At 62.4% G+C, this 25,132-nt stretch carries 23 protein-coding genes; 17 read left to right on the forward strand and 6 right to left on the reverse strand.

Annotation, left to right across the window (positions count from 1 at the left end):
* Positions 1-36 precede the first annotated feature (36 nt).
* Entirely contained in the window at positions 37-888 is an 852-nt protein-coding gene (locus CBW50_RS11970; RefSeq protein ID WP_086145759.1) for an MOSC N-terminal beta barrel domain-containing protein, read from the forward strand.
* 142 nt (positions 889-1,030) lie between these two features.
* On the forward strand, positions 1,031-2,119 hold the full coding sequence (locus CBW50_RS11975) for a diguanylate cyclase (RefSeq protein ID WP_226936327.1): 1,089 nt from the start codon (positions 1,031-1,033) through the stop codon (positions 2,117-2,119).
* Here CBW50_RS11975 and CBW50_RS11980 read toward each other — a convergent pair whose 3' ends face one another.
* Positions 2,120-4,099, reverse strand: coding sequence for a monovalent cation:proton antiporter family protein (locus CBW50_RS11980; protein WP_086145760.1), 1,980 nt, complete (start codon positions 4,097-4,099; stop codon positions 2,120-2,122).
* 108 nt (positions 4,100-4,207) lie between these two features.
* On the opposite strand from CBW50_RS11980, the gene CBW50_RS11985 reads away from it, so the two are divergent.
* From CBW50_RS11985 to CBW50_RS12020, 8 genes are all read left to right on the forward strand, one after another.
* Positions 4,208-5,218: an SIS domain-containing protein gene (locus CBW50_RS11985; protein ID WP_086145761.1), complete on the forward strand. Its 1,011-nt coding sequence runs from the start codon at positions 4,208-4,210 to the stop codon at positions 5,216-5,218.
* Positions 5,218-5,751 (forward strand): HAD family hydrolase, encoded by a 534-nt coding sequence (locus CBW50_RS11990; RefSeq protein ID WP_086145762.1) that lies wholly within the window; start codon positions 5,218-5,220, stop codon positions 5,749-5,751. The genes CBW50_RS11985 and CBW50_RS11990 overlap by 1 nt, the downstream gene beginning before the upstream one ends.
* 45 nt (positions 5,752-5,796) lie before the next feature.
* Positions 5,797-6,408, forward strand: coding sequence for an LPS export ABC transporter periplasmic protein LptC (gene lptC / locus CBW50_RS11995; RefSeq protein WP_226936299.1), 612 nt, complete (start codon positions 5,797-5,799; stop codon positions 6,406-6,408).
* A 25-nt stretch (positions 6,409-6,433) separates the two neighbouring features.
* Complete coding sequence (lptA, locus tag CBW50_RS12000; protein WP_086145764.1) at positions 6,434-7,027, forward strand: lipopolysaccharide transport periplasmic protein LptA; 594 nt, start codon at positions 6,434-6,436, stop codon at positions 7,025-7,027.
* Positions 7,027-7,782, forward strand: coding sequence for an LPS export ABC transporter ATP-binding protein (gene lptB, locus CBW50_RS12005; RefSeq protein ID WP_086145765.1), 756 nt, complete (start codon positions 7,027-7,029; stop codon positions 7,780-7,782). The genes lptA and lptB overlap by 1 nt, the downstream gene beginning before the upstream one ends.
* A gap of 4 nt (positions 7,783-7,786) precedes the next feature.
* Complete coding sequence (locus tag CBW50_RS12010; RefSeq protein ID WP_086145766.1) at positions 7,787-9,265, forward strand: RNA polymerase factor sigma-54; 1,479 nt, start codon at positions 7,787-7,789, stop codon at positions 9,263-9,265.
* A 69-nt stretch (positions 9,266-9,334) separates the two neighbouring features.
* A complete protein-coding gene (gene raiA, locus CBW50_RS12015) occupies positions 9,335-9,697 on the forward strand; it encodes a ribosome-associated translation inhibitor RaiA (protein WP_086145767.1) in 363 nt (120 codons plus the stop codon).
* Positions 9,698-9,824: 127 nt separating this feature from the next.
* Entirely contained in the window at positions 9,825-10,910 is a 1,086-nt protein-coding gene (locus CBW50_RS12020) for an enoyl-CoA hydratase/isomerase family protein (RefSeq protein WP_086145768.1), read from the forward strand.
* A 159-nt stretch (positions 10,911-11,069) separates the two neighbouring features.
* Here CBW50_RS12020 and rapZ read toward each other — a convergent pair whose 3' ends face one another.
* The 5 genes from rapZ to ilvA form a co-directional block, all read right to left on the reverse strand.
* Positions 11,070-11,933: an RNase adapter RapZ gene (gene rapZ, locus CBW50_RS12025; protein ID WP_086145769.1), complete on the reverse strand. Its 864-nt coding sequence runs from the start codon at positions 11,931-11,933 to the stop codon at positions 11,070-11,072.
* A gap of 338 nt (positions 11,934-12,271) precedes the next feature.
* Entirely contained in the window at positions 12,272-13,207 is a 936-nt protein-coding gene (hprK, locus tag CBW50_RS12030; protein ID WP_034753337.1) for an HPr(Ser) kinase/phosphatase, read from the reverse strand.
* Between the two features lie 36 nt (positions 13,208-13,243).
* Positions 13,244-13,726 carry a PTS sugar transporter subunit IIA gene (locus CBW50_RS12035; RefSeq protein ID WP_071079718.1) on the reverse strand — a complete coding sequence of 161 codons (483 nt, stop codon included), beginning with the start codon at positions 13,724-13,726 and terminating at the stop codon, positions 13,244-13,246.
* A 336-nt stretch (positions 13,727-14,062) separates the two neighbouring features.
* Positions 14,063-14,905, reverse strand: a complete 843-nt coding sequence (queF, locus tag CBW50_RS12040) for an NADPH-dependent 7-cyano-7-deazaguanine reductase QueF (RefSeq protein ID WP_086145770.1) — start codon at positions 14,903-14,905, stop codon at positions 14,063-14,065.
* A 135-nt stretch (positions 14,906-15,040) separates the two neighbouring features.
* Positions 15,041-16,576: a threonine ammonia-lyase, biosynthetic gene (gene ilvA / locus CBW50_RS12045; protein WP_086145771.1), complete on the reverse strand. Its 1,536-nt coding sequence runs from the start codon at positions 16,574-16,576 to the stop codon at positions 15,041-15,043.
* 200 nt (positions 16,577-16,776) lie between these two features.
* Here ilvA and CBW50_RS12050 point away from each other — a divergent pair, with 200 nt between their 5' ends.
* From CBW50_RS12050 to ubiE, 7 genes are all read left to right on the forward strand, one after another.
* Positions 16,777-17,268, forward strand: coding sequence for a YqaA family protein (locus tag CBW50_RS12050; RefSeq protein ID WP_086145772.1), 492 nt, complete (start codon positions 16,777-16,779; stop codon positions 17,266-17,268).
* A gap of 257 nt (positions 17,269-17,525) precedes the next feature.
* Positions 17,526-21,566 (forward strand): DUF3683 domain-containing protein, encoded by a 4,041-nt coding sequence (locus CBW50_RS12055; RefSeq protein WP_086145773.1) that lies wholly within the window; start codon positions 17,526-17,528, stop codon positions 21,564-21,566.
* 23 nt (positions 21,567-21,589) lie between these two features.
* Positions 21,590-22,012 (forward strand): HIT family protein, encoded by a 423-nt coding sequence (locus tag CBW50_RS12060; protein WP_226936329.1) that lies wholly within the window; start codon positions 21,590-21,592, stop codon positions 22,010-22,012.
* 9 nt (positions 22,013-22,021) lie between these two features.
* Positions 22,022-22,486, forward strand: coding sequence for a gamma-butyrobetaine hydroxylase-like domain-containing protein (locus CBW50_RS12065; RefSeq protein ID WP_086138995.1), 465 nt, complete (start codon positions 22,022-22,024; stop codon positions 22,484-22,486).
* A gap of 96 nt (positions 22,487-22,582) precedes the next feature.
* Entirely contained in the window at positions 22,583-22,927 is a 345-nt protein-coding gene (locus CBW50_RS12070; protein WP_086145775.1) for a YciI family protein, read from the forward strand.
* Between the two features lie 2 nt (positions 22,928-22,929).
* Positions 22,930-24,171 (forward strand): sigma-70 family RNA polymerase sigma factor, encoded by a 1,242-nt coding sequence (locus CBW50_RS12075; RefSeq protein WP_086145776.1) that lies wholly within the window; start codon positions 22,930-22,932, stop codon positions 24,169-24,171.
* Positions 24,172-24,200: 29 nt separating this feature from the next.
* Positions 24,201-24,935, forward strand: coding sequence for a bifunctional demethylmenaquinone methyltransferase/2-methoxy-6-polyprenyl-1,4-benzoquinol methylase UbiE (gene ubiE, locus CBW50_RS12080; protein ID WP_034753359.1), 735 nt, complete (start codon positions 24,201-24,203; stop codon positions 24,933-24,935).
* Positions 24,936-25,132 lie beyond the last annotated feature (197 nt).

Here is a 25,132-nt window from a genome sequence, read left to right on the forward strand (position 1 = left end):
AACTTCCTGGCAGAAGTTGCAATACTGCCCCGGCCCATGGCTATCCTGTCCGACATCATTCTGTATCCCATCAAATCCTGCGCCGGCATCCACCTGCGCGAGGCGGTCCTCACGCAGTCGGGGCTGATGAGTGAGCACGTATTCGACCGCGAATGGATGGTGGTGGACCCGCAGGGCCGCTTCCTGACCCAGCGCGAACATCCGCGCATGGCGCTGATCGTGCCGCGCATCAAGGCCGCCACCCTGGAATTGCGCGCGCCGGGCATGCTGCGCCTGGAAATCGAGCTGGGCTTGCCGGATCCGCAACATGCGCCCATGCTGGAAGTGCAAGTGTGGGACGATGCCGTGCGCGCCTACGACTGCGACGAAGTCACGGCCACCTGGTTTTCGCAGGCCATCGGCGTGCCATGCCGCCTGGTGCGCTTTCACCCGGACGTGGTGCGCGCCACCAGCACCAAGTGGACGAATGGAATTGCCGCATCGACCATGTTTGCCGATGGCTACCCGGTGCTGATCGCCGGCAGCGCCTCGCTGGCCGACGTCAATGACAAGCTGCGCGCGGCCGGCCGCGAGGCGCTGCCGATGAACCGTTTCCGCCCGAACCTGGTCATCGGCGACATCGGCGCCTTCGAGGAGGACTACGCGGCGTTCCTGCAATTCGGCGCTACCATATTAAAACCCGTCAAGCCGTGCTCGCGCTGCCCGATTCCGTCGGTGGACCAGGCGACAGGCGTGCCGGGGCCGGATCCGCTCGACGTCATGCAAGGTTACCGTGCCAGGCCCGAGCTCGACGGCGCCATCTGCTTCGGCATGAATGCCATCGTCACGCAAGGCGGCGATGAGCGTATTGTGGTGGGACAAGACATCGGTTTCGAACTGGCATTTTAAGCGCGGCGCCCGCACAGAAGGGTTTAAGGTTTCTATGAATCAAGCAATACCGCCAGAGCCGGGCCAGCCGGGGAACGATGCCGTCGCACCGGCCCAGCGCGTTGCCAGCCTCGAAGCCGAGAATCAGGCCTTGCGCGCGCGCATGGCCTTTCTGCTGGAACAGGTTGAGCGCAACCACGACATCATGTGCCGCCACCAGGCGTTCGACCTGGAAATTGTCGGCGCGTCCACCTTTCCCGAGCTGATCGGTACGATATTCCGTACCCTGCCCGTGATTTCCGACCTTGACGGCGTCACCCTGAGCCTGCTCGACGAGGATGACGATATCTTGCTCGTGATGGAAAAGCTGGGCGTCGATTTCAGCGCCTTTCCGCAGTTGCTGTTCGTGCATGCCGTGGCGCAGCTGGGCTTTGCGCCGCAAGCCACCGTGGCCGCCGGCGACGCCTCCTTGCCGCCGCTGCCGCTGCTGGGGCCGTTCGATGCGGCCGTGCATGGCCCCCGTTTTCCGGGCATCGACGCGCCCCTGCGCAGCGTGGCCCTGGTGCCCTTGCTGCGCAACAAGCGCCTGATTGGCAGCCTGAATCTCGCCAGCAGCGACGTGACGCGCTTTACGCCCGTGCTGGGCACGGATTTCATCAAGCACATGGCGTCCATCATCGCCATTTGCCTGGAAAACGTGATCAGCAATGAAATGCTGAAGTACATAGGCTTGACCGATTCCCTGACGGGCGTCTACAACCGGCGCTATATCGACCGCCGCCTGCTGGAAGAAATCGCCCGCGCGCGGCGCCAGAATTATTGCATTTCATGCATGTATATCGACATCGACCATTTCAAGTCGGTCAACGACACGCATGGCCACCAGGGCGGCGATGAAGTGCTGCGCGAAGTGGCCACGCGCATCCGCACGGAATTGCGCCGCTCGGACGCGCTGGGGCGCTTCGGCGGCGAGGAATTCGTCGTGCTGCTGATCGATGCGGACCTCGATAGTGCCACGTTCGTGGCCGAACGCATCCGCGCCAGCATCGCCGGCACCATGTTCGACCTGCCGGGCAGCGCGCAGGCGTGGGTCAGCGTGTCGATCGGCGTGGCCAGCCTGGAAGCGGACGCGGCGCTGCTGCCCATCGAAGCCGTGGCGCAGCAGCTGGTGGCGCGCGCCGACCAGGCCCTGTACCAGGCCAAGGCGGGCGGGCGCAACAAGGTCGTCAGCTGGCAGGCGCAGGTCGAATAGTTATTTCAACAGCAAGGTTTCCGCCTTGGCCACGGCGTCGGCGCTGCCGCGCAGCACCACCACGTCGCCGCTGGCCAGCTGCGTGTCGGGCGTGACGTCAAGGCGGCCGCGGCCGCGGCGGATGGCCGTCACAAAGGCGCCGCAGGCGGCCACGTCGATCGTGCTCAAAGGCAAGCCCACGCAATGGGCGCCTTCGCTGACGGTGACCGTGTGCAGGCGTTCCAGGTCGGCATCGTCGTCGGCGTCGCTGGTGCCGTGGAAATAGCCGCGCAGCGAGGCATAGCGCTCTTCGCGCGCCGCCTGCACGCGGTGCACCACGCGGCGCAGGGGCACGCCCATCATGATCAGCGCGTGCGAAGCGAGCATCAGGCTGCCTTCCATCAATTCCGGCACCACTTCGGCCGCGCCCGCGTTTTTCAGCTGGTCGAGGTCGCTGTCGTCATGGCTGCGCACGATGACGGGCAAGGTCGGCGCCATTTCGTTAAGTAAATGCAATAACTTCAGTGCCGACGGGGTATTCGCATAGGTGATCACGACGGCGCTGGCCCGGTAGATGCCGGCCGCCACCAGGCTTTCGCGCCGGCCCGCGTCGCCGTACGAGACGTGGGCGCCGGCCAGCTGGGCTTCCTGCACCCGCTCCGGGTCCAGGTCCAGCGCGTGGTATTCGATTTTTTCTTCCGTCAGCAGGGTGGCCAGGCTTTGCCCGCTGCGCCCGAAACCGGCGATCAGCACGTGTTTTTGCGCGGCCATGGTACGCGTGGCGATCTTTGTCAGGGCCAGTGATTGCATCATCCAGTCGTTGGCGGCCAGTTTCATGACGATGGCGTCGGACTTGGCGATGAGGAAGGGCGCCACCAGCATCGACAGCACCATCGACGCCAGCACCACCTGCACGACGAACGGGTCCATCAGCTTGATGCCGCCGGCCAGGTTCAGCAGCACGAAGCCGAACTCGCCCGCCTGCGCCAGGGCCAGGCCCGTGCGCAATGACACGCCCGTCGACGAGCCGAACAGCCGGGCCAGTCCCGCGATCAGGGCAAATTTCAGCAGCACGGGGCCGCACAGCAGCAGCAGCACCAGCCACCAGTTGTCGAGCACGACGCGGATATTGAGCAGCATGCCGACGGTGATGAAGAACAGGCCCAGCAGCACGTCGCGGAACGGTTTGATGTCTTCTTCCACCTGGTGCTTGAATTCCGTCTCGGAAATGAGCATGCCGGCCACGAACGCCCCCAGGGCCAGCGACAGCCCGGCCCGCTCCGTGATCCACGCCGCGCCCAGGGTGATCAGCAGCAGATTGAGCATGAACAATTCCTGCGAGCGGCGCTTGGCCACGATGGTCAGCCAGCCGCGCACCATCTTCTGGCCGATGAACAGCAGCAGGATCAGCACGACCAGGGCCTTGCCGCCGGCCCAGGCCAGGGTTTCGGCCAGGTTGTCCGAATCGCGCGTGAGGGCGGGAATCAGGATCAGCAGCGGTACCACGGCCAGGTCCTGGAACAGCAGGATGCCGATGATCTTGCGGCCGTGCTCGCTTTCCAGCTCCAGCCGTTCCGTCAGCATTTTCGAGACGATGGCCGTCGACGACATGGCCAGCGCGCCGCCCAGGGCGAACGCGGCTTGCCAGCTCAGGTGGATGTAGGCGGACAGGTAGCGCCCGACGAACCAGCCGAAGACGACGGTGGCGACGATGGTGGTGGCCACCTGCGCCATGCCCAGTCCGAAGACGATGCGCCGCATGGCGAGAAACTTGGGCAGAGAAAATTCGAGCCCGATGGAAAACATCAGGAAGACGACGCCGAACTCGGCCAGGGTATGGCTCGCTTCATTCTCGGCTGCCAGGCCCAGCGCGTGGGGGCCGATGACGATGCCGACGGCCAGGTAGCCCAGCATGGGCGGCAAATGCAACATTCTGAAAGCGACCACGCCCAGCACGGCGCTGCCGAGTAACATCAGGGTCAGTTCAAGCGAGGAAAACATGGGTTGCCCGGGGAGCTCAGTGGAAATCGTTGTTTGTTGTGACTGGCAAGTTTTTTGCTTTCCTAATTCGTTTATACTTTGGGCATGAGTGTAACCCATGAAAAAACAATGCTGAAAGCTTTTGATCGAATTGACATGCAAGCGACCACCGAGCGCGCTGTCGCGCTGGCCCGCACCACCCTGCAGATCGAGTCCGACGCCATCAACGCCCTGCATGCGCGCCTGGCCACGGACGACAGTGTCGGCCGCGCCGTGGCCCTGTTGCTGCAGTGCAAGGGACGTGTCGTCGTCTCCGGCATCGGCAAGTCCGGCCATATCGCGCGCAAGATTGCCGCCACCCTCGCTTCCACCGGCACGCCGGCCATGTTCGTGCATCCGGCCGAAGCGGCCCATGGCGACCTGGGCATGGTCACCTCGGACGATGCTTTTATTGCTATTTCGTACTCGGGCGAGTCGTCCGAACTGATGGCCATCATGCCTGTCGTCAAGCGCATGGGCGGCGTGCTGATCTCCATGACGGGCAAGCCGAACTCCAGCCTGGCCCAGCTGGCCGACGTGCACCTGGATATTTCCGTCGAGAAAGAAGCCTGTCCGCTGAATCTGGCCCCGACGGCCAGCACCACCGTCACCCTGGCCCTGGGCGACGCCCTGGCCGTGGCCTTGCTCGACTTGCGCGGCTTCAAGGAAGAAGATTTTGCCCGCTCGCACCCGGGCGGCGCCCTGGGCCGCCGCCTGCTGACCCATGTGCATGACGTCATGCGCAGCGGCGAACGGGTGCCCAAGGTGCCCGTGGACGCTTCCTTGCTGCAGGCATTGGAGGAAATGACGAAGAAGGGCATGGGCATGACGGCCGTCGTCGATGCGGACAACCGCCCCGTGGGCGTGTTTACCGATGGCGATTTGCGCCGCATGTTCGAGCGCGTGCAGGATTTCACGCAAGTGGCGATCCGCGACGTCATGCATGCGCAGCCGCGCAGCATCGCGCCCGAGCGCCTGGCCGTCGATGCCGTGGCCGTGATGGAGCAGTTCCGCATCAACCAGATGCTGGTGGTGGACGCCGACGGCAAGCTGGTCGGCGCGCTGCATATCCATGATCTGACGCAAGCGAAGGTGATCTGATGGACAGCGTGGCGGACAACCTGGCGCGGGCGGCCAAGGTCAAACTGATGATCTTTGATGTCGACGGTGTGCTGACCGACGGCAGCCTGCATTTCGGCCCCGATGGCGAAATGATGAAAACGTTTAATGTGTATGATGGCCTGGGCATCAAGCTGCTGCAGGAATCGGGCGTGCAGACGGCCATCATCAGCGCGCGCCGCTCGGCCATCACGGCGCGCCGCGCGCAGGACCTGGGTATTACCCATGTGCACCAGGGCGGCCACGATAAACTGACGCCGTTCCGCGAGTTGCTGGCGCTGACGGGCTTGACGGAAGAGCAATGCGGCTACATCGGCGACGACGTCATCGACGCTCCCCTGCTGCGCCGCGTGGGCTTTGCCGTCAGCGTGCCGGGCGCACGCCCGGAAGCGCTGGGCCTGGCGCACCATGTGACGCAGGCCGGCGGCGGCCGCGGCGCGGTGCGCGAGATCTGCGAATTCCTGTTGCGCGCGCAGGACAACTATGCGCGCGTCATGGCGCCGTTCCTGGAGTGAGGTGCCGTGCCTCGCCGCCAGTGACATTTGAAAGAGTGAAGCAATATGCGTAAGCCAGGAGGCGCCCATCGCTGGCGCATGAGTTTTACCGTGCTGGGGGCGGTCATCGTCGCGCTGGGCAGCTTCTGGCTGCTCGAAGTGATGAACAAGAATGCCCAGGACATTACCGCCAGCAAGCATTTGAATGAACCGGACTATTTCATCACCAATTTCAGCCTGGTGCGCATGGATTTGACGGGCAAACCCAGCTACATCGTGTCCGGCACCAAGCTTACGCATTACCCGGCCGACGATTCGTCCGATATCGACCAGCCTTTCGTGCGCAAGCTGACGCCCGACATGCCGCCGATGAACATGAATGCGGAACTGGCGCATATCGATCAGGATAATACCCGGCTGCAACTGCACCGCAATGTCGTGATCGACCGCATCGCCAGCCCGAAGGCGCAGAACCTGACCTTGAAGACGGAAGCGCTGACGGTGTTTCCGGATGAGGAAAGAATGGAAACGGACATGCCTGTCGACATCCTGACGGGCGCTTCGCGCATCAACGGCGTGGGCATGAAAGCCAACAACGCCACCGGCGTGGTGGAAGTGCATCAGGCGCTGCGCATGGTCCTCCCGCCGAAACCGCGCCCGGCCGCGACGGCAAAATGACAGAATGAAACAAGGAAACCATACTATGAAGAACATCTTGCTGCTGACTCTATTCTCGACCGTTTGCTCGCTGGGCGTGATGGGCGCGGCGCATGCCGAGAAGGCCGATTCCGAGAAGGAAGCCGTGATCACGGCGCGCAGCGGCCACGTTGATGACATCAAGCAGGTGCGCACCCTGACGGGCGACGTGGTGCTGGTCAAGGGCACCCTGACCATGAAGGCGGGCCGCGCGCTGATCACGGAAGACCCGCAAGGCTACCAGTTCATCACTTTCTGGGCCGACCCCGGCAAGCTGGCCACGTTCCGCCAGAAGCGCGATGGCGCGGGCGACCTGTGGGTGGAAGGCGAAGCGGAGCGCGTGGAATATGACAACAAGACGGAAGTCGTGAAACTGTTTTCCAAGGCCAAGGTGACGCGCCTGGAAGGCACGAAAGTGACCGACGTGGCCAATGGCGCCTACATTTCGTATGACAGCCGCAAGGAAGAATTTGCGATGGAAAATTCCAACAGCGGCACCAGCACCCCCGATGGCGGCAGCGTGCGCATGGTGATCCAGCCGAAGAACAAGGCTCCTGCGGCGGAGAAGACGCCGGCGACACCCGCGCCAGGAAAGAAATAATGGAAAATACACGTTGCGGCAGCACCCTGATCGTTCGCGGGCTGCAGAAAACCTATGGCAAGCGGCAAGTCGTGCATGATGTCTCGCTGCAAGTCGAATGCGGCGAAGTAGTGGGACTGCTGGGCCCGAACGGCGCCGGCAAGACCACCTCGTTCTACAYGATCGTCGGCCTGGTGCCGTCCGATGGCGGCAGCATCGATATCAGCGGCGTGGATATTTCCAGCCTGCCCATCCACCGCCGCGCGCAGATGGGCCTGTCCTACCTGCCGCAGGAAGCGTCCGTCTTCCGCAAGCTGACGGTGGAAGACAATATCCGCGCCGTGCTGGAAATCCAGACCGTCGAAGGGCGCCCGCTGAAGAAGGCCGAGATCGAGGAGCGCCTGGATAAATTGCTGGCCGACCTGCAGATTGAAAAGCTGCGCGAGAACCAGGCCCTGTCCCTGTCGGGCGGCGAGCGCCGCCGCGTGGAAATCGCCCGCGCGCTGGCCACCGACCCGCGCTTCGTGCTGCTCGACGAGCCGTTCGCCGGCGTCGATCCCATCGCCGTGATCGAGATCCAGCGCATCGTGCGTTTCTTGAAGGAGCGCAATATCGGCGTGCTCATCACCGATCATAATGTACGCGAGACGCTGGGTATTTGCGACCGTGCCTACATCATCAACCAGGGCTCGGTGCTGGCGTCGGGACGCCCCGATGACATCATCGCGAACGAGTCGGTACGCCGGGTCTATCTGGGCGAACACTTCCGCATGTGAGCCAATGAAACAATCATTGCAGCTGCGCACCTCGCAGCACCTGGCACTGACGCCGCAGTTGCAGCAATCGATACGGCTGCTGCAATTGTCTACCCTGGAACTGCACCAGGAACTGGAGCAGTTGCTGACAGACAATCCCCTGCTCGAGCGCCTCGACGACCCGCTCGACCGGTCGCTGCGCCTGTTGTCCGACGGGGCCTTGAGTTCCACGGCCGCGCCGGCCGAAGCGCCGCCCCAGCCGCCAGGCCAGGAAGCGCCCGCCGCGCCGGCCGAAACGGACGGCTTTGACGGCGAGGCGGGCGAGGGCCCGGCCGCCGCGGACGGCGGCGACAGCGACTGGAGCGAGGCGAGCCGGGGCAAGGCGCCCGACGACGAAGATTCCCGTCCACAACTCGAAGCCCACCACTGCACCTTGCGCGAGCACCTGATGGAGCAGATGCGCGTGACGGTGCTCGAATTGCGCGACCGCGCGCTGGTCGAGCTGATCATCGATGCCCTCGACGACAATGGCTACCTGGAGGAATCGCTCGACGACATCCTGGCGCGCCTGCCGGAAGAGCTGGAAATCGACGCCGACGAACTGCGCACGGCGCTGGCGCTGCTGCAAAGTTTCGACCCGCCCGGCGTGGGCGCGCGCAATGCGTCCGAATGCCTGGCCCTGCAAATCAGGCGCTTGCCGCACATCGCCCTGGTGACGCGGCGCATGGCCCTCGTCATCGTGGAAAAGCACCTGGCCTGGTTTGCCCAGCGCGATTTCAACAAGCTGAAAAAAGCCCTCGATTGCGACGATGAAGACTTGCGCGAGGCGCAGACGGTGATCCGGCTGTGCAACCCGCATCCGGGCGCCGTGTTCGCCTCCGACGTGTCCGACTACGTGGTGCCCGACGTGGTCGTCAAGCGCGCGCGCAATGGCTGGCAGGTGAGCCTGAACAATGACGTCATGCCGCGCCTGCGCGTGAACGCCATGTACGCCAATTTGTTGAAGCAGGGCAAGGGCGAAGGTGCCATGGGCGCACAGTTGCAGGAAGCCAAGTGGCTGATCAAGAACATGCGCCAGCGCTTCGATACGATCTTGCGCGTGGCGCAGGCGATAGTAGAAAGACAAAAGAACTTTTTCTCGCATGGGGCCGTTGCCATGCGGCCCCTTGTGCTCCGTGAAATAGCTGATACACTGGGATTACACGAGAGTACTATCTCGCGGGTAACAACCCAAAAGTACATGCTGACCCCGCATGGCATGTTTGAGTTGAAATATTTCTTTGGTAGCCACGTCGCCACCGAAGCGGGGGGCGAAGCGTCATCGACGGCGATACGGGCATTGATCGTGCAACTGACAGGAGCAGAAGACCCTAAAAATCCTTTATCCGACAGTAAGATTGCGGACATGCTGGGGGAACAAGGCATGGTGATTGCGCGACGTACTGTTGCCAAGTACCGGGAAGCGTTGAAAATTCCGCCAGTGAGCCTGCGTAAGTGTTTGTAAGTTTTTTTCGGTTCCTCTGCGGGCCGGATAGGATGGACCGCACGAACCCGATCATCTTTAGGAGTGTGTATGAATCTCACCATCAGCGGACATCATCTTGAAGTGACACCAGCCATCCGTGAATACGTACAAGCGAAGCTGGAGCGCGTGAAACGTCATTTCGATCAAGTCATCGATATCGCCGTGATTCTGACCGTGGATAACCTCAAAGAGAAAGAAAAACGTCAAAAGGCCGAAGTCAACCTGCGTCTCAGCGGTAAAACTGTCTATGTGGAAAGCCTGGCGCATGACCTGTATGCCGCGATCGATACCCTGATCGACAAGCTCGATCGGCAAGTGATGAAATACAAAACCAAAGTGCAAGGGCACGGTAAAGAGGCGATCAAGCATCTGCCAGACAACTCAGAGGAAGACGCCGTCGTCGCCGTCTAAGGCCACCGGTTTCCCCCAGTTGTGATCAACTAAGGGCGCACATTGCGCCCTTTTTTGCGTCCTGCGAAACGCAATGTCCGTGGTGAAAGCGCTAGAATGCGCCATCCTCACTTCTTTCCATCCTGCCATGAGCGATTTCGTCCACACCTCCATCCGCAACCGCACGGGCCACATCGTGCTCGACCGCCCGAAAGCCTTGAATTCCCTGTCGCTGGAGATGGTGCGGGCCCTGAGCGCGGCCCTGCTGGCCTGGCGCGACGACCCGCAGGTGGACGCCGTCGTCATCCGCTCCAGCAGCGAAAAAGCCCTGTGCGCCGGCGGCGATATCCGTTTCTTTTACGATGCGGGCCTGGCCACGCCGCAGGGCGGCAGCGCCCAGCTGGAAGATTTCTTTACAGAAGAATATGCTTTAAATCATGTCATACACTTCTATCCGAAACCGTATATTGCCGTGATGGATGGCGTCGTGATGGGCGGCGGCATGGGCGTGGCGCAAGCGGGGCCCGGCAACCAGTTGCGCATCGTCACGGGACGTACGCGCATGGCCATGCCGGAAGTCAATATCGGCCTGTTCCCCGATGTGGGCGGCAGTTACTTTCTTTCCCGCCTGCCGGGCCGGCTGGGCCTGTACCTGGGTTTGACGGGGCTGACCATCGGCGCGGCCGATGCCCTGTACACGGGCCTGGCCGATGTCTACCTGCCCGAGGCGCAGATGGCGGCGCTGCAGGCCCTGTTCGAGTCGACGCCGGGCGAGGCCTTGCCGGTGGCCATCAAGGCGCTGGCAGCCCCATTCCAGGCCCAGGCGGGCGAGTCTGTCCTCGCTCCCGTGCGCGCGGCGCTGGACCGCCACTTCAGCGCCGGCTCCGTGGCGGCCATCATGGCTTCGCTGGCGCAGGACGACAGTCCGTTCGCGGCCAAGGCCCTGGCGGCCATGCGCCTGCGCTCGCCGTTGATGATGTCGGTGACCCTGGAATTGCTGCGGCGTGGCGCCCACCTGGGCGTGGCCGATTGCCTGCGCATGGAGCGCACGCTGGTGCGCCACAATTTCGCGCATGGCGAAGTGCTCGAGGGCGTGCGCGCGCTGGTGGTCGACAAGGATAACGCGCCGCGCTGGAACCCATCAAGCCTGGACGAAGTCGACGCGGCCATGGTGGCGCGCTTCTTTGCGCCCGTCTGGCCGGCGCTGGCGCATCCGCTGCGCCACCTGGATTAACTAAGTCACCCCCAATAAATTATTGTGTTTTCTGACTTCCATAACCGGCGTTGCGCGGTGTTGCCGCAGCTAGCAGTGCCCGCACTGCGTCGCTGCTGGCGCCTTGCACAGCATCCGGTTGTGTTCGTCATAATTTCACAATAATTTCCTGAGGATTACTTAGGCGCGTTCGCGGTGGCGCAGGACCACGCGCTCGCGCGCGCCGAAATACTGCGCCAGCCGCTCCGCCATGTACACGGAGCGGTGCTGGCCGCCCGTGCAGCCCAGCGCCACCGTCAAATAGCTGCGGTTGTCGGACTTGAACGACGGCAACCATTTCTCGATGAAGGCGCGGATGTCGGCCAGCAGCTCCAGAGCGCTGGGCTGCGCGTCGAGAAAGGCGATCACGGGCGCGTCGCGTCCGTCCAGCGGACGCAGGGCCAGGTCGTAATACGGATTCGGCAAGGCCCGCACATCAAAGACGAAATCGGCGTCCAGCGGCACGCCCAGCTTGAAGGCGAACGATTCGAAGAACAGGGTCAGCGGCGCGCGCTCGGAGGCGACGATATCCTTGATCCAGGCGCGCAGCTTGTTGGCGCTCAGTTCCGAGGTATCGATCACATGGCCCAGCTGCTCGATGGCCGACAGGCGTTCGCGCTCTTCCGAAATGCATTCGATCAGCGTGCGGCGGCTGGCCGGATTGTGGTTCGGACGCAATTCGTGCGACAGCGGGTGGCTGCGCCGCGTTTCCGAAAAGCGCGCCACCAGCGAATGCGTGGTGGCCGTCAAAAACATGACCTTGACGTCATGCCCCTGGTCGCGCAGCAGGGCCACATTGTGCGGCAAGCTGACGAGCGACTCGGCGCTGCGCGCATCTACGGCCACGGCCAGTTGCGGCGTGCCTTCGTCAAGCAAGGTTTGCACCAGGCTGGGCAGCAAGGCCGGCGGCAGGTTGTCGACACAGTAATAGCCGGTATCTTCCAGCACATTGAGCGCGACGGATTTACCGGAGCCGGATATTCCGGTGATAAGGACGATATGCATAGGCCGATCATACAATAAAGAACGGCGCTCTGCTTTCGAAGCAATTATCTTTACAAATTATTGCAATTTGGACTGTAGTCTTGGTTAAATAAAATCATCCCATCAGGAACTTGTTCTCTCAGGCAACTAATCGCCACTCATGGCGAGGCGTTGGTGCAGCAGGGAATTCACGCAGCAYAGCTGCGTGCCTGCGCAACGGTTCGCCCTTGCAAGGGCGGACTCCTTGGCAGCATTAATCGCCACTCATGGCGAGGCGTTGGTGCAGCAGGGAATTCACGCAGCACAGCTGCGTGCCTGCGCAACGGTTCGCCCTTGCAAGGGCGGACTCCTTGGCAGCATTAATCGCCACTCATGGCGAGGCGTTGCCGCTCCATGAATTCCTGCAGGGTATCGATGCCGCGCAGCTGCAAAATCGTATTGCGCACGGCCGCTTCCAGCAGCACGGCGATGTTGCGGCCGGCGGCGACGGGGATGACGACTTTGCGCACAGGCAATCCCAGCACGTCTTCCGTGGGGAACAGGAAGGGCAGGCGCTCGACTTCCTCTTCCAGCGCGTTGCGGCGCACCAGGTGGACGATCAGTTTCAGGCGCATCTTGCGGCGCACGGCCGTTTCGCCAAAGATGGCCTTGATATCGAGCAAACCCAGGCCCCGCACTTCCAGCAGGTTTTGCAGCAGGGGCGGGCAGCGGCCTTCGATCATGTTGGGCGCGATGCGCGAGAATTCGACGGCGTCGTCGGCCACCAGGCCGTGGCTGCGCGAGATCAGCTCCAGTCCCAGTTCGCTCTTGCCCAGTCCCGAATCGCCCGTGATCAGCACGCCCACGCCCAGCACGTCCATGAACACGCCATGCATGATGATGCGCTGCGCCAGTTTTTTCGACAGGTAGACGCGCAGGAAGTCGATCACCTGCGCGGCCGGCAGCGGGGTCGAGAACAGGGGGATGTTTTGTTCGTCGCAGATGGCGAGGATGTCGGGCGGCGTTTCCAGTCCTTGCGCGATGATCAGCGCGGGCGGACCGCCGGCGATCAGCTCGCCGATCACATGGGTGCGCGTATTGACCTTCAGGCGCTGGTAGTAATTGATTTCCTGGTGGCCGAAGACCTGGATGCGGCCCGGATGGATCAGGTTCAGGTGGCCCACCTGGTCGGCGGCCGACGAGACGTCGCCCGAGATCAGGCGTTCGCCGCCGGGGAAGCCGGCGAACCAGCCCAGTTGCAGACTTTCACGATTATCGTCGTACAGGCGTTGTATCGTCAGCGGCGTTTGCAACATGGCAGTCTTCTTCAGGAGTGGAGGAATACCTGAAGTTTAACCCGCCGCTTGCAGACTGGGTTGCCAATTGACGATGCGCGAATGCACGGATTTCGGTTCCGGATCCGTGGCCAGCGCCGTGCGGAAGGCGTCGTCGGAAAACATTTCGGCGATTTCCGACAGGATTTCCAGATGTTGCTGAGTGACATGATCGGGAATCAGCAGGAAAAACAGCAGGTTGACAGGCTTGCCGTCGGGCGACTCGAACGGAATCGGTTCGGCCAGGCGCACGAAGGCGCCCAGCGGGGCTTTCAGGGTCTTGCTGCCTTTGACTCTGCCATGCGGCACGGCCACGCCGTGGCCCAGGCCGGTCGAACCCAGGCGTTCGCGGGCAAACAGATTGTCCGAAACGGTGGAGCGGGCAATGCCGTAGTTGTTTTCGAAGATCAGGCCGGCTTGCTCGAAGGCGCGCTTTTTGCTGGAAACTTCCAGGTCCAGCAAGACGTTTTCGAGGGATAGTATTTTGCTAAGATTAGTCATGACACTCAATGAAATGGTGCAATGCGCAGAGGGCTTGCGAGCCGAATTATAGGCCTGTTTTCGCGGCCTGTAACGCCAATTCTCAACAGTATACGCCCGCTGCGGGCGCAGTGTGCGCGCCGCCCCGCGCCGTCCTCATTTTAACAAAAAACCAACACTGGGGTGCGCCGGCTATTTCGTGATTAAAAAGGCGGTGCGCGCCGCTTTTTCCGTCGCCAAATGGCGATTTTCCGACTTTTCGGCGCTTTGATGATGCTGCAAAGCATGACCGCAACGTTGTTTTAAAACACAGTGACCATGCTCGTCGGCATCGCTTTTTCGCAACTGCGCGTGGTGTTACTGGCGTGCATTGCGCAGGTTGCCCGGCATCACTCCCGTGCTGTAGTTGCTGCGCCACGGATTGATGTCGAGTCCGCCGCGGCGCGTATAGCGCGCATACACGGACAGCTTCTGTGGTTTGCACTGGCGCAAGATGTCGACGAAGATGCGCTCCACGCATTGCTCGTGGAATTCATTGTGCTCGCGGAAACCGATCAGATAGCGCAGCAGGCTTTCCTGGTCGATCTGCGGGCCCGCGTACTCGATCTGCACGCTGCCCCAGTCGGGCTGGCCCGTCACCAGGCAATTCGATTTGAGCAGGTGCGAAACGAGTTTTTCTTCCACGGGCGCTTCCTCCAGCGCCGCCTTCAACAGCAGCGGCGAGGGCGTGTACTGCGTGATTTCCAGGTCCAGGCGATCGAGCAGCACGCCGTCGAACTCACCCATTTTCAGCTTGTTAAAATCTTCCTGCAAGGTCAGTTCCACCTGCACGGGGGCGCCGAAGCCCTTCGATAAATCCTGTTTGAGCAGGGTCAACAGGGCTTCCGGGCTATCCAGTCTGGTCTGGTTGAACGAGTTCAGGTACAGCTTGAACGATTTCGATTCGATGATGTTGGGCGAATCGGCCGGCGCGCTGATCCTGGCGATGGCCACCTGCGGCTTGCCGCGCTGGTTCAGCCACGACAGTTCATAGGCATTCCAGATGTCGAGGCCGAAGAAGGGCAAGGTGCCGCGCAATTCCAGCTCGTCGCGCTTGCCCTGGCGCGGAATGGGAAACAGCAGTTCCGGCGCGTAATCGGTGCGGTAGGCGGAGCTTTTGCCCAGCGGAGATTGTTCGGCGAGGTCGTTGGTGGTGGTCATGGTCGTGTGGCGTGAATTCGGTCAAGCACGCATGGTAGCCTATTTCAACCCACCAGCGACGGCTGGGTTCGGACGCGCAGGAGGAATACGGCCCGATGGGACGTATTCCGATCGCGAAGCGACTGCCCCCTTCTTTTACCCCAGGAACAGCTTATACACAGGATTGCTGCTCTCATCCCAGTAACGGTACCCCAGGGTATCGAGGAAACGGGCGAATTCTCCCATTTCATCGGGCGGCACCTGCAGGCCGATCAGGATGCGGCCCACGTCGCCGCCCTGGCTGCGGTAATGACACAAGGAAATATTCCAGTTCGGCGCCATGCTGTCGAGGAAGCGCATCAGCGCGCCCGGGCGTTCGGGGAATTCGAAGCGGTACAGCAGCTCATCCTGCGCCAGCCGGCTCTTGCCGCCGACCAGGTGGCGGATGTGCGACTTGGCCAGCTCGTCGTGCGTCAGGTCCAGCGTCTTGAATTCATGTTCCTCGAAGGTTTTCGCCAGCACACTCGATTCATGCCTGTCGGCAATCTGGATGCCGACGAACACGTGCGCCGCTTTTTCATCGCTGATGCGGTAATTGAATTCCGTCACATTGCGCGCGCCGATGAGCGAGCAGAAGCGCTTGAAGCTGCCACGCTGTTCGCGCATGGTGACGGCAAACACGGCTTCGCGGAATTCGCCCAGCTCGGCCCGTTCCGCGACAAAACGCAAACGGTCGAAATTCATGTTCGCGCCGCTGGCGATGGTGACCAGGGTTTCATTGTTGACCGGGTGCCTGGTCAGGCTGGCCCGCTCCACATAGGCCTTGGCGCCGGCGATGGCCAGCGCGCCGGACGGCTCCAGGATGGAGCGCGTATCCGTAAACACATCCTTGATGGCGGCGCAGATGGCGTCCGTGTCGACCGTGATGATTTCATCGACATACGCCTGCACCAGGCGGAAGGTTTCCTCGCCGGCCAGGCGCACGGCCGTGCCGTCGGCAAACAGGCCCACGTCGTTCAGGGTCACGCGCTCGCCCGCCTTCAGCGAGCGGGCCATGGCGTTCGAATCGACGCTTTGCACGCCGATGATCTTGATGTCGGGACGGATCTGCTTTACGTAGGCGGCGATGCCGGCGATCAGGCCGCCGCCGCCGATGGGGGCGAAGATGGCGTGGATGGGGCCGGCGTGCTGGCGCAGGATTTCCATGCCTATCGTGCCCTGGCCGGCGATCACGTCCGGGTCGTCGAACGGGTGCACGAAGGTCAGCTTCTGTTCCTTTTCCAGGGTCAGCGCGTGATTGTAGGCATCCGTGTAGGACTCGCCGTGCAGCACCACTTCCACGTTCACGCCGCCGCGCCCCTTGACGGCCTCGACCTTCACCAGCGGCGTGGTGGTCGGCATGACGATGACGGCGCGGCAACCCATGCGGGCGGCCGACAGGGCCACGCCCTGGGCGTGGTTGCCGGCCGAGGCGCAAATCACGCCGCGCTTGCGTTCCGCTTCGCTGAGCTTGGACATCTTGTTGTAGGCGCCACGAATCTTGAAGCTGAACACGCTTTGCATGTCTTCGCGCTTGAAATAAATCTGGTTGTTCAGGCGCTGCGACAGGGCCGGGGCCAGTTCCAGCGGCGTTTCGGTGGCGACGTCATAGACGCGGGCGGTCAGGATTTTCTTGAGGTAGTCGATGTTCATAGTCTGCAAGCAAGTGATTCTGGGCCAGAAAGGGTCTGGAGCGTGTCGGTCGATAGCGGCTGCGCAGGGCGGATAGCCAGGCAACAATAATGCTCTGTGGAACTATGGGCCGGTGGGCCCCTGCCGGTTGGCGCGATGTGTGTGGCGCCCAGGCTGCTCTTCATTATAATGGAGAGCCTTACCGCATCGCGAAGTGTTCAATGATCGAATCCGCAATCGCCTGGCTGCTGCAGCTGATCGCAGCGCCGGAAGTCGGGCTGACATCGGTCTTTCTGATCAGCTTTATTTCCGCCACCCTCTTGCCGCTCGGCTCGGAGCCGGCCGTGTTTGCCGTCATCAAGGCCAATCCCCCCCTGTTCTGGGCCGCCATCGGCGTCGCCACCCTGGGCAATACCCTGGGCGGCATCGTCGACTACTGGATGGGCTACCGCGCCAAGCAGGCCTTCGCCAGGGAGCGCGACACGCGCTGGTTCCGCTGGCTGGCCCGCTATGGCGCCAAGACCATGCTGCTGGCCTGGCTGCCCATCGTCGGCGACCCCCTGTGCACCTTGGCCGGCTGGCTCAAGCTGCCGTTCTGGCCCAGCGTGGCCTACATGGCCGTCGGCAAGTGCGCACGCTATCTGACCATGACGACCCTGCTGCTGTACGTGCCCGACGGTTTCTGGCACCGGATCGGCCAGATGCTGGCTTGAATGGGGCTGGTGCAACGCCTGTTTGCTGCATTTTCAGGCAGGCCGATAGTTTGCAGTAGAGTCCGATTCTTGGCATTTTTATGTAAAAAATGCAGGTGTGCTGATTTTTTATTCATGAAAAATGCGAGTGGGCCATATTTGCTATGGCAGAGATGACCCCGCTTAAACCTTGGGCGGCATAAGGCTGTTCCCGCATGGTGCGGCGCAATAAGATAAAATGGCTCTTTAGGGTCCAGTCCACATCGTCACCATACTCCATGAACGCTCCCGCACAAATCCAAGCTTTACTGGCAGAAACGCCGAATGGTCCCGCAGCAAGCCGCCTGCGCGAAATCCCGTATAACTACACGTCGTTTTCCGATCGCGAGATCGTCATACGCCTGTTGGGGGAGGACTCCTGGCGCCTGCTCGACGAGCTGCGCGGCGCCCGCCAGACGGGCCGCTCCGCCCGCATGCTGTACGAGGTGCTGGGCGACATCTGGGTCGTGCGCCGCAACCCGTATCTGCAGGATGACCTGCTCGACAACCCGAAGCGCCGCCAGGGCTTGATCGACGCCCTGCATCACCGCCTGGCCGAAGTCGACAAGCGCCGCTTGAGTATCGATGCGGCCGGCGGCGACGCGCTGGCGGCCGGCGAAGCGCCGGAAGTGGCGCAGGCGCGCAGCAGAAATGTGGAATTGCTGCTCAAAGCGGCCAGCAAGGCCGTGGCCGACTTTGGCGACGAATTCCGCAAGACCTACGATTTGCGCAAGCGCACGGTCAAGGTGCTGGGCCGCTACACGGAAAAGCACAACGTGCGCTTCGACGGCATGACGCGCGTCTCGCACGTGACGGACGCCACCGACTGGCGCGTGGAATACCCGTTCGTCGTGCTCACGCCCGACACGGAAGAGGAAATGGCCGGCCTGGTGAAAGGCTGCATCGAGCTGGGGCTGACCATCATCCCGCGCGGCGGCGGCACCGGCTACACGGGCGGCGCGATTCCTTTGACGCCGATGTCGGCCGTCATCAACACGGAAAAGCTCATTACCCTGGGCGCCGTGGAAATGACGGTCCTGCCGGGCCTCACGCACGAATACGCGACCATCCATTCGGGCGCCGGCGTGATCACGAACAAGGTCTCGGAAGCGGCGGAAAGGGCCGGTTTCGTGTTTGCCGTCGACCCGACGTCCGCGCACGCGTCTTGCATCGGCGGCAACGTCGCCATGAATGCGGGCGGCAAGAAAGCCGTGCTGTGGGGCACGGCGCTCGACAACCTGGCGTCGTGGCGCATGGTCGACCCGAACGGCGACTGGCTCGAGGTCACGCGGCTCGACCATAACCTGGGCAAGATCCACGATATCGCACTGGCACGTTTCCAGCTGGAATGGCGCCACCCGAGCACGCGCGACGCAACGAAACCGAACGCGCCGTTCAAGACGGAAATCCTGGAAATTCCCGGCCGCAAGTTCCGCAAGGAGGGCCTGGGCAAGGACGTCACCGATAAATTCCTCGCCGGCTTGCCGGGCATCCAGAAAGAAGGCTGCGACGGCCTGATCACGTCGGCGCGCTGGATCTTGCACAAGATGCCGAAGTTCGCCCGCACCGTCTGCCTGGAATTCTTTGGCCAGGCGCGCGACGCGATCCCGTCGATCGTGGAAATCAAGGATTACCTGGACGGCTTGCCGGCCAAGGGCGAGCAATACGCGACGATCCGCCTGGCGGGCCTGGAACACCTGGACGAGCGCTACCTGCGCGCCGTCGGCTACGCCACCAAGTCGAAGCGGGGCGTGCTGCCGAAGATGGCCCTGTTTGGCGACATCGTCGGCGACGACGAGAACGCCGTTGCGCAAGCGGCGTCGGAAGTGGTGCGCATCGCCAACACCCGCGTGGGCGAAGGTTTTGTGGCCGTCAGCCCCGAAGCGCGCAAGAAATTCTGGCTTGACCGCGCCCGCACGGCCGCCATTGCCAAGCACACCAATGCGTTCAAGATCAATGAAGACGTCGTGATCCCGCTCAACCGCATGGGCGAATACACGGATGGCATCGAACGCATCAATATCGAGCTGTCGATCAAGAATAAACTGCAACTGGCGGATGCCTTGAGCGAATTCTTTGCCAGGGGCAACTTGCCAGTAGGCAAGAGCGACGACGCTTCCGACGACCGCGTCGACGATGCGGAAATGCTGGGCGACCGCGCCGAGCAGGCGCAGCAGTTGCTGGCGCAAGTGACGCGCCGCTGGACGTATCTGCTGGCCCAGCTGGACCGTCCGCTGGCGGACGTGAAGGGCGAGTTGGCCAAGCTGGGCATGGAGCGCCTGCTGCCCGTCTTCGATGCGCGCCTGGAAACGCAGCCGGGCGCCACCCTGTTCGACGTGGTGCAGGACCGCACGGTGCGCATTACCTGGAAGCAAGAAATTCGCGCCCAGCTGCGCCAGATCTTCAATGGCGCCGCCTTCAAGCTGATCCTCGACGAGGCCACGGCCATCCACGCGCGCATCCTGCGTAGCCGCGTGTTTGTCGCGCTGCACATGCATGCGGGCGACGGCAACGTGCACACGAACTTGCCCGTCAACTCGGACAATTACGAAATGCTGCAGGACGCCCACCAGGCCGTGGGCCGCATCATGATCCTGGCCCGCTCGCTGAACGGCGTGATTTCCGGCGAGCACGGTATCGGCATCACCAAGCTGGAGTTCCTGACGGAAGAAGAAATCGGCGACTTCCGCAGCTACAAGCAGCGCATCGATCCGGAAGGCCGTTTCAACAAGGGCAAACTGCTGAACCTGCCGGGCATGGGCGCGGACTTGCGCAATGCCTACACGCCATCGTTCGGCCTGATGGGCCACGAATCGCTGATCATGCAGCAAAGCGATATCGGCGCCATCGCCGACAGCGTCAAGGATTGCTTGCGCTGCGGCAAGTGCAAACCCGTATGCTCGACCCACGTGCCGCGCGCCAACTTGCTGTACTCGCCGCGCGACAAGATTTTGGCGACCTCGTCCCTGATCGAAGCCTTTTTGTACGAAGAACAGACGCGTCGCGGTATTTCCATCAAGCATTGGGAAGAGTTCGAGGACGTGGCGGACCACTGCACGGTCTGCCATAAATGCGTGACGCCTTGCCCCGTGAACATCGACTTCGGCGACGTGTCGATGAACATGCGCAATTTGTTGCGCAAGATGGACAAGAAGAGCTTTAATCCGGGCACCAAGGCAACGATGATGTTCCTCAACGCCACCGATCCCGTGACCATCAACGCCACGCGCAAGGTCATGATCGGCTGGGGTTACAAGGCGCAGCGCCTGGGCCACGATCTGTTGAAGAAGTTTGCGAAAAAGCAAACCAAGGCGCCGCCGCCATCGACGGGCAAGCCGCCCGTCAAGGCGCAGGTGATCCATTTCATCAACAAGAAGATGCCGGGCAACCTGCCGAAGAAATCGGCGCGCGCGCTGCTCGATATCGAAGACGACAAGGTCATCCCGATCATCCGCAATCCGAAGACGACGACGGCCGATACGGAAGCCGTGTTCTACTTCCCCGGCTGCGGTTCGGAGCGCCTGTTCTCGCAAGTGGGCCTGGCGACGCAGGCGATGCTGTGGGAAGTGGGCGTGCAGACGGTCTTGCCGCCTGGCTACCTGTGCTGCGGTTATCCGCAGCGGGGCGCGGGCGAGTTCGACAAGGCCGAGAAGATGATGACGGACAACCGCGTCCTGTTCCACCGCATGGCCAACACGCTCAATTACCTGGACATCAAGACAGTGCTGGTGTCCTGCGGCACCTGCTACGACCAGCTGGCAACGTATCAGTTTGAAAAGATTTTCCCCGGCTGCCGCATCATGGATATCCATGAATACCTGCTGGAAAAACAGGTCAAGCTGGAAGGCGTCAATGGCACGCGTTATATGTACCACGAGCCTTGCCACAATCCGATGAAGCTGCAGGAATCGGGCAAGACCATCAATTCCCTGATCAGCACGGTAGACAACGTGAAGATCGAGAAGAATGACCGTTGCTGCGGCGAATCGGGCTCGCTGGCCGTCACGCGCCCCGACATTTCCACGCAAGTGCGTTTCCGCAAGGAAGAAGAGATGGTCAAGGGCGCCGACAAGCTGCGCGGCGACGGTTTCACGGGCGACGTCAAAATCCTCACCAGCTGCCCGTCGTGCCTGCAAGGCTTGTCGCGCTACAATGACGATTCGGGCACGACGGCCGATTACATCGTCGTCGAGATCGCCAAACACTTGCTGGGAGAGAACTGGATGCCGGATTACGTGAAACGCGCCAATGACGGCGGCATCGAACGGGTGCTGGTGTGAGTTCCACCTGCGATTTGTGCAGCTTGCTGGACGGCTACGCCAACAAGCAGGGTTGTGAATCCTTGCTGTGGCGCAGCGAGCGCCTGTCCGTGGTGGCCGTCGACGACCCAAGCTACCCCGGTTTTTGCCGCGTGATCTGGAACAAACATGTGAAGGAAATGACGGATTTGACGCCGGGCGAGCGCAATTACGTGATGGAAGTCGTGTGGCAAGTCGAGCTGGCCGTGCGCGAAGTAATGCAGCCGGAAAAGGTCAACGTGGCCAGTTTCGGCAACATGACGCCGCATGTGCACTGGCACGTGATTCCCCGCTACCGCGACGATGCGCATTTCCCCAATCCAAGCTGGGCCGTGGTGCAGCGCGAAACGGCGCCCGAGGTGCTGGCCGCGCGCCGCGCACTGCTGCCGGCCTTGCGCGCCGCCATCATTCAACGTTTATCCGCATAAAGTATCGTCATGACTGAAAAAACAGCAACACCGCAACCGACCGGCTTGACCGTGCACAACCAGTCGCGCGTGCTCGACGTGGCATTCGACGATGGCAGCACATTTGCGCTGCCGTTCGAATACCTGCGCGTGTACTCGCCGTCGGCCGAAGTGCAGGGCCATGGCAAGGGCCAGGAAACTTTGCAACTCGGCAAGCGCCTGGTGGGCATCACGGGCATCGAACCTGTCGGCAACTACGCCGTGCAGCCGACCTTCAGCGATGGCCACAACTCCGGCCTGTACACCTGGGCGTATCTGTACAAGCTGGGCGCGGAGCAAGCGACCCTGTGGCAAGCCTACCTGGACCAGCTGGCGGCTGCCGGCTACCCCGGTGACAGCGGCCGCGACGCCAAGGCCGACATGACGGTCAAGCAATCGTCCGGCGGCGGCTGCGGTAGCGGCGGCAATGGCGGCGGCTGCGGTCATCAACATTGAATTAAAAATAATGCGGTAAGCTTGTCGGATTGCCGCATATCCATTCGTCGTATGAATGCCCGCGCTTGCGGGCATTTTTCTTTTGGAGAAGAGACTATGGAATACATGATCCTGATCTACGCCGACGAGGCGCGCTATGCCGCCATGGCAGAGGGCCAGATGGCCAGCCTGATGGCCGACTTTGCCAGCTACACGCAGGCGCTGGAAGCGGCCGGCGTGCTGCGCGGCGGGGCCGAGCTGGCGCCCGTGGGCAGCGCCACCAGCGTGCGCGTGCGCAATGGCAAGCCTGTCATCACGGACGGGCCGTTCGCGGAAACCAAGGAGCAGCTGGGCGGCTACTATCTGCTGGACTGCGCCCACCTGGACGAGGCGCTGGCCTGGGCCGGGCGTTGCCCGGCGGCGTCCTTGGGCACCATCGAAGTGCGCCCCGTCACGGCTTGAGCATGGCCGGCGACGCCATCGCGGCCGTCGAATACGTCTTTCGCCAGGAAAAGGGCAGGGTGCTGGCCGGCCTGATGCGTCGCTTCGGCGACCTGGGGCTGGCGGAAGACGTGCTGCAGGAGGCGTGCCGCAAGGCGCTGGAACTGTGGCCGCAGGCAGGCATCCCCGACAATCCTGCCGCCTGGCTCAGTGCTGTGGCGCGCCATGCGGCGCTCGACCATGTGCGCCGCGCGGGCAAGAGCGTCGGCGATGCCGACGCCGTGCTGTCCTGCCTGCCGGCGACCATGGTTGATGAAACGCACGCCATCGAGGACGACCGCTTGCGCCTGCTGTTCATCTGCTGCCATCCCGCGCTGGCGCCCGAGGCGCAGGTGGCGCTGGCCCTGCGCACCCTGTGCGGCTTGTCCACGGCCCAGATCGCGCGCGCCTTCGGCGTGGCCGAAGCGTCCCAGTCGCAGCGCGTATTGCGCGCCAAGCGCAAGATCGCCGAAGCGCGCATCCCGTTCGAGTTGCCAGCGGAGCAAGAATTGCAGCCGCGCCTGGCGCAGGTGCTGCATGTGATTTACCTGGTCTTCAGTGAAGGCTATTGCGCCGGCGGCGGCGATAGCCTGCTGCGCGCGGATCTGTGCGCGGAAGCGCTGCGCCTGGGGCGGCTGCTCGATAGCCTGCAAGCGGGCCAGCCGGAAGTACGGGGGCTATTGGCCCTGATGCTGCTGCAGGCGTCGCGCGGCCCGGCCCGCCTCTCGCCCGAGGGCCAGTTGCTGACACTGGAAGAGCAGGACCGCCGCCTGTGGGATGGCGAGCTGGTGGCGGAAGGGCTGGCGTTGCTGGAGCAGGCGATGGCCGTCCGGACGCCCGGGCCGTACCAGTTGCAAGCGGCGATTGCCGCCCTGCACGCCCGGGCGGCAATCGCCAGCCAGACGGACTGGCGCCAGATCAGCGCCCTGTACGGTGCCTTGCTGCGGCACAAGCCGGAGCCCTTGATCTTGCTCAATGCCGTGATCGCCTGCGCCATGGCGCATGGCGCCGCACACGGGCTGGCGTGGCTGGCGCGGCTCGAAGCCGTGCCCAGCCTTGCCAACTCGCATTATCTGCACGCGGCCCGCGCCGACCTGCTGCGCCGCCAGGGCGACAGGCCCGGGGCGCTGGCGGCGTATGCGCAGGCGGCAATGCTGGCAGAGAATGCAGTGGAAAGGCAATACCTTCTCCGGCGTCACGGGGAAATGCGTCTGCCGCTTGTATAATGCTCGCAAGTTCAAACAGACTGCCTACCATGACCAATACGACCCATTTCGGATACAAAACAGTTGCAGAAGACGACAAAGTGCGCGAAGTCGCCAAGGTGTTCCATTCCGTCGCTGCCAAATACGACGTGATGAACGACTTGATGTCGGGCGGGCTGCACCGTCTGTGGAAGACGTTTACCATCGCCAACGCGGGCGTGCGCCCCGGCTTCAAGGTGCTCGACATCGCCGGCGGCACGGGCGACCTGTCGAAGGCGTTTGCCAAGCAGGCGGGCCCTACGGGCGAAGTCTGGTTGACCGATATCAATGAATCGATGTTGCGCGTGGGCCGCGACCGCCTCTTGAATCGCGGCTTGCTCACCCCCACCTTGTTGTGTGACGCAGAGAAACTGCCATTCCCCGATAACTATTTTGACCGCGTCAGCGTGGCCTTTGGCCTGCGCAACATGACGCACAAGGATGTGGCGCTGGCGGAAATGCGCCGCGTGCTGAAACCGGGCGGCAAGCTGCTGGTGCTGGAGTTTTCCAAGGTGGCGGCGCCGCTGCAAAAGCCGTACGACCTGTATTCGTTCTCGGTCTTGCCGTGGTTCGGACAGAAAATCGCCGGCGACGCGGAAAGCTACCGCTACCTGGCCGAATCGATCCGCATGCACCCGGACCAGGAAACCTTGAAGACCATGATGGAAACGGCGGGCCTGGAGCGCGTGCAGTACTACAATTTGACGGCAGGCATTGCCGCTTTGCACACTGGCATCAAGATGTAATGCATCAACGTTGGTGATTTTAGGAGATGGAATGAAATTGAAGAAATTTATGGTCGGCATGATGCTGGCCGCGACCACGGTATCCATGCTGGGCGAGGCGCTGGCCCGTCCGATGGGCGGTGGCCGCTCGATAGGCCGCCAGTCGCAGAACGTGGGCCGCCAGGCACCCGCTCCTGCGCCAGCGCCGGCGCCGGCCG

It is taken from the genome of Janthinobacterium sp. GW458P (assembly GCF_002127585.1).
Taxonomy (GTDB): domain Bacteria; phylum Pseudomonadota; class Gammaproteobacteria; order Burkholderiales; family Burkholderiaceae_D; genus Janthinobacterium.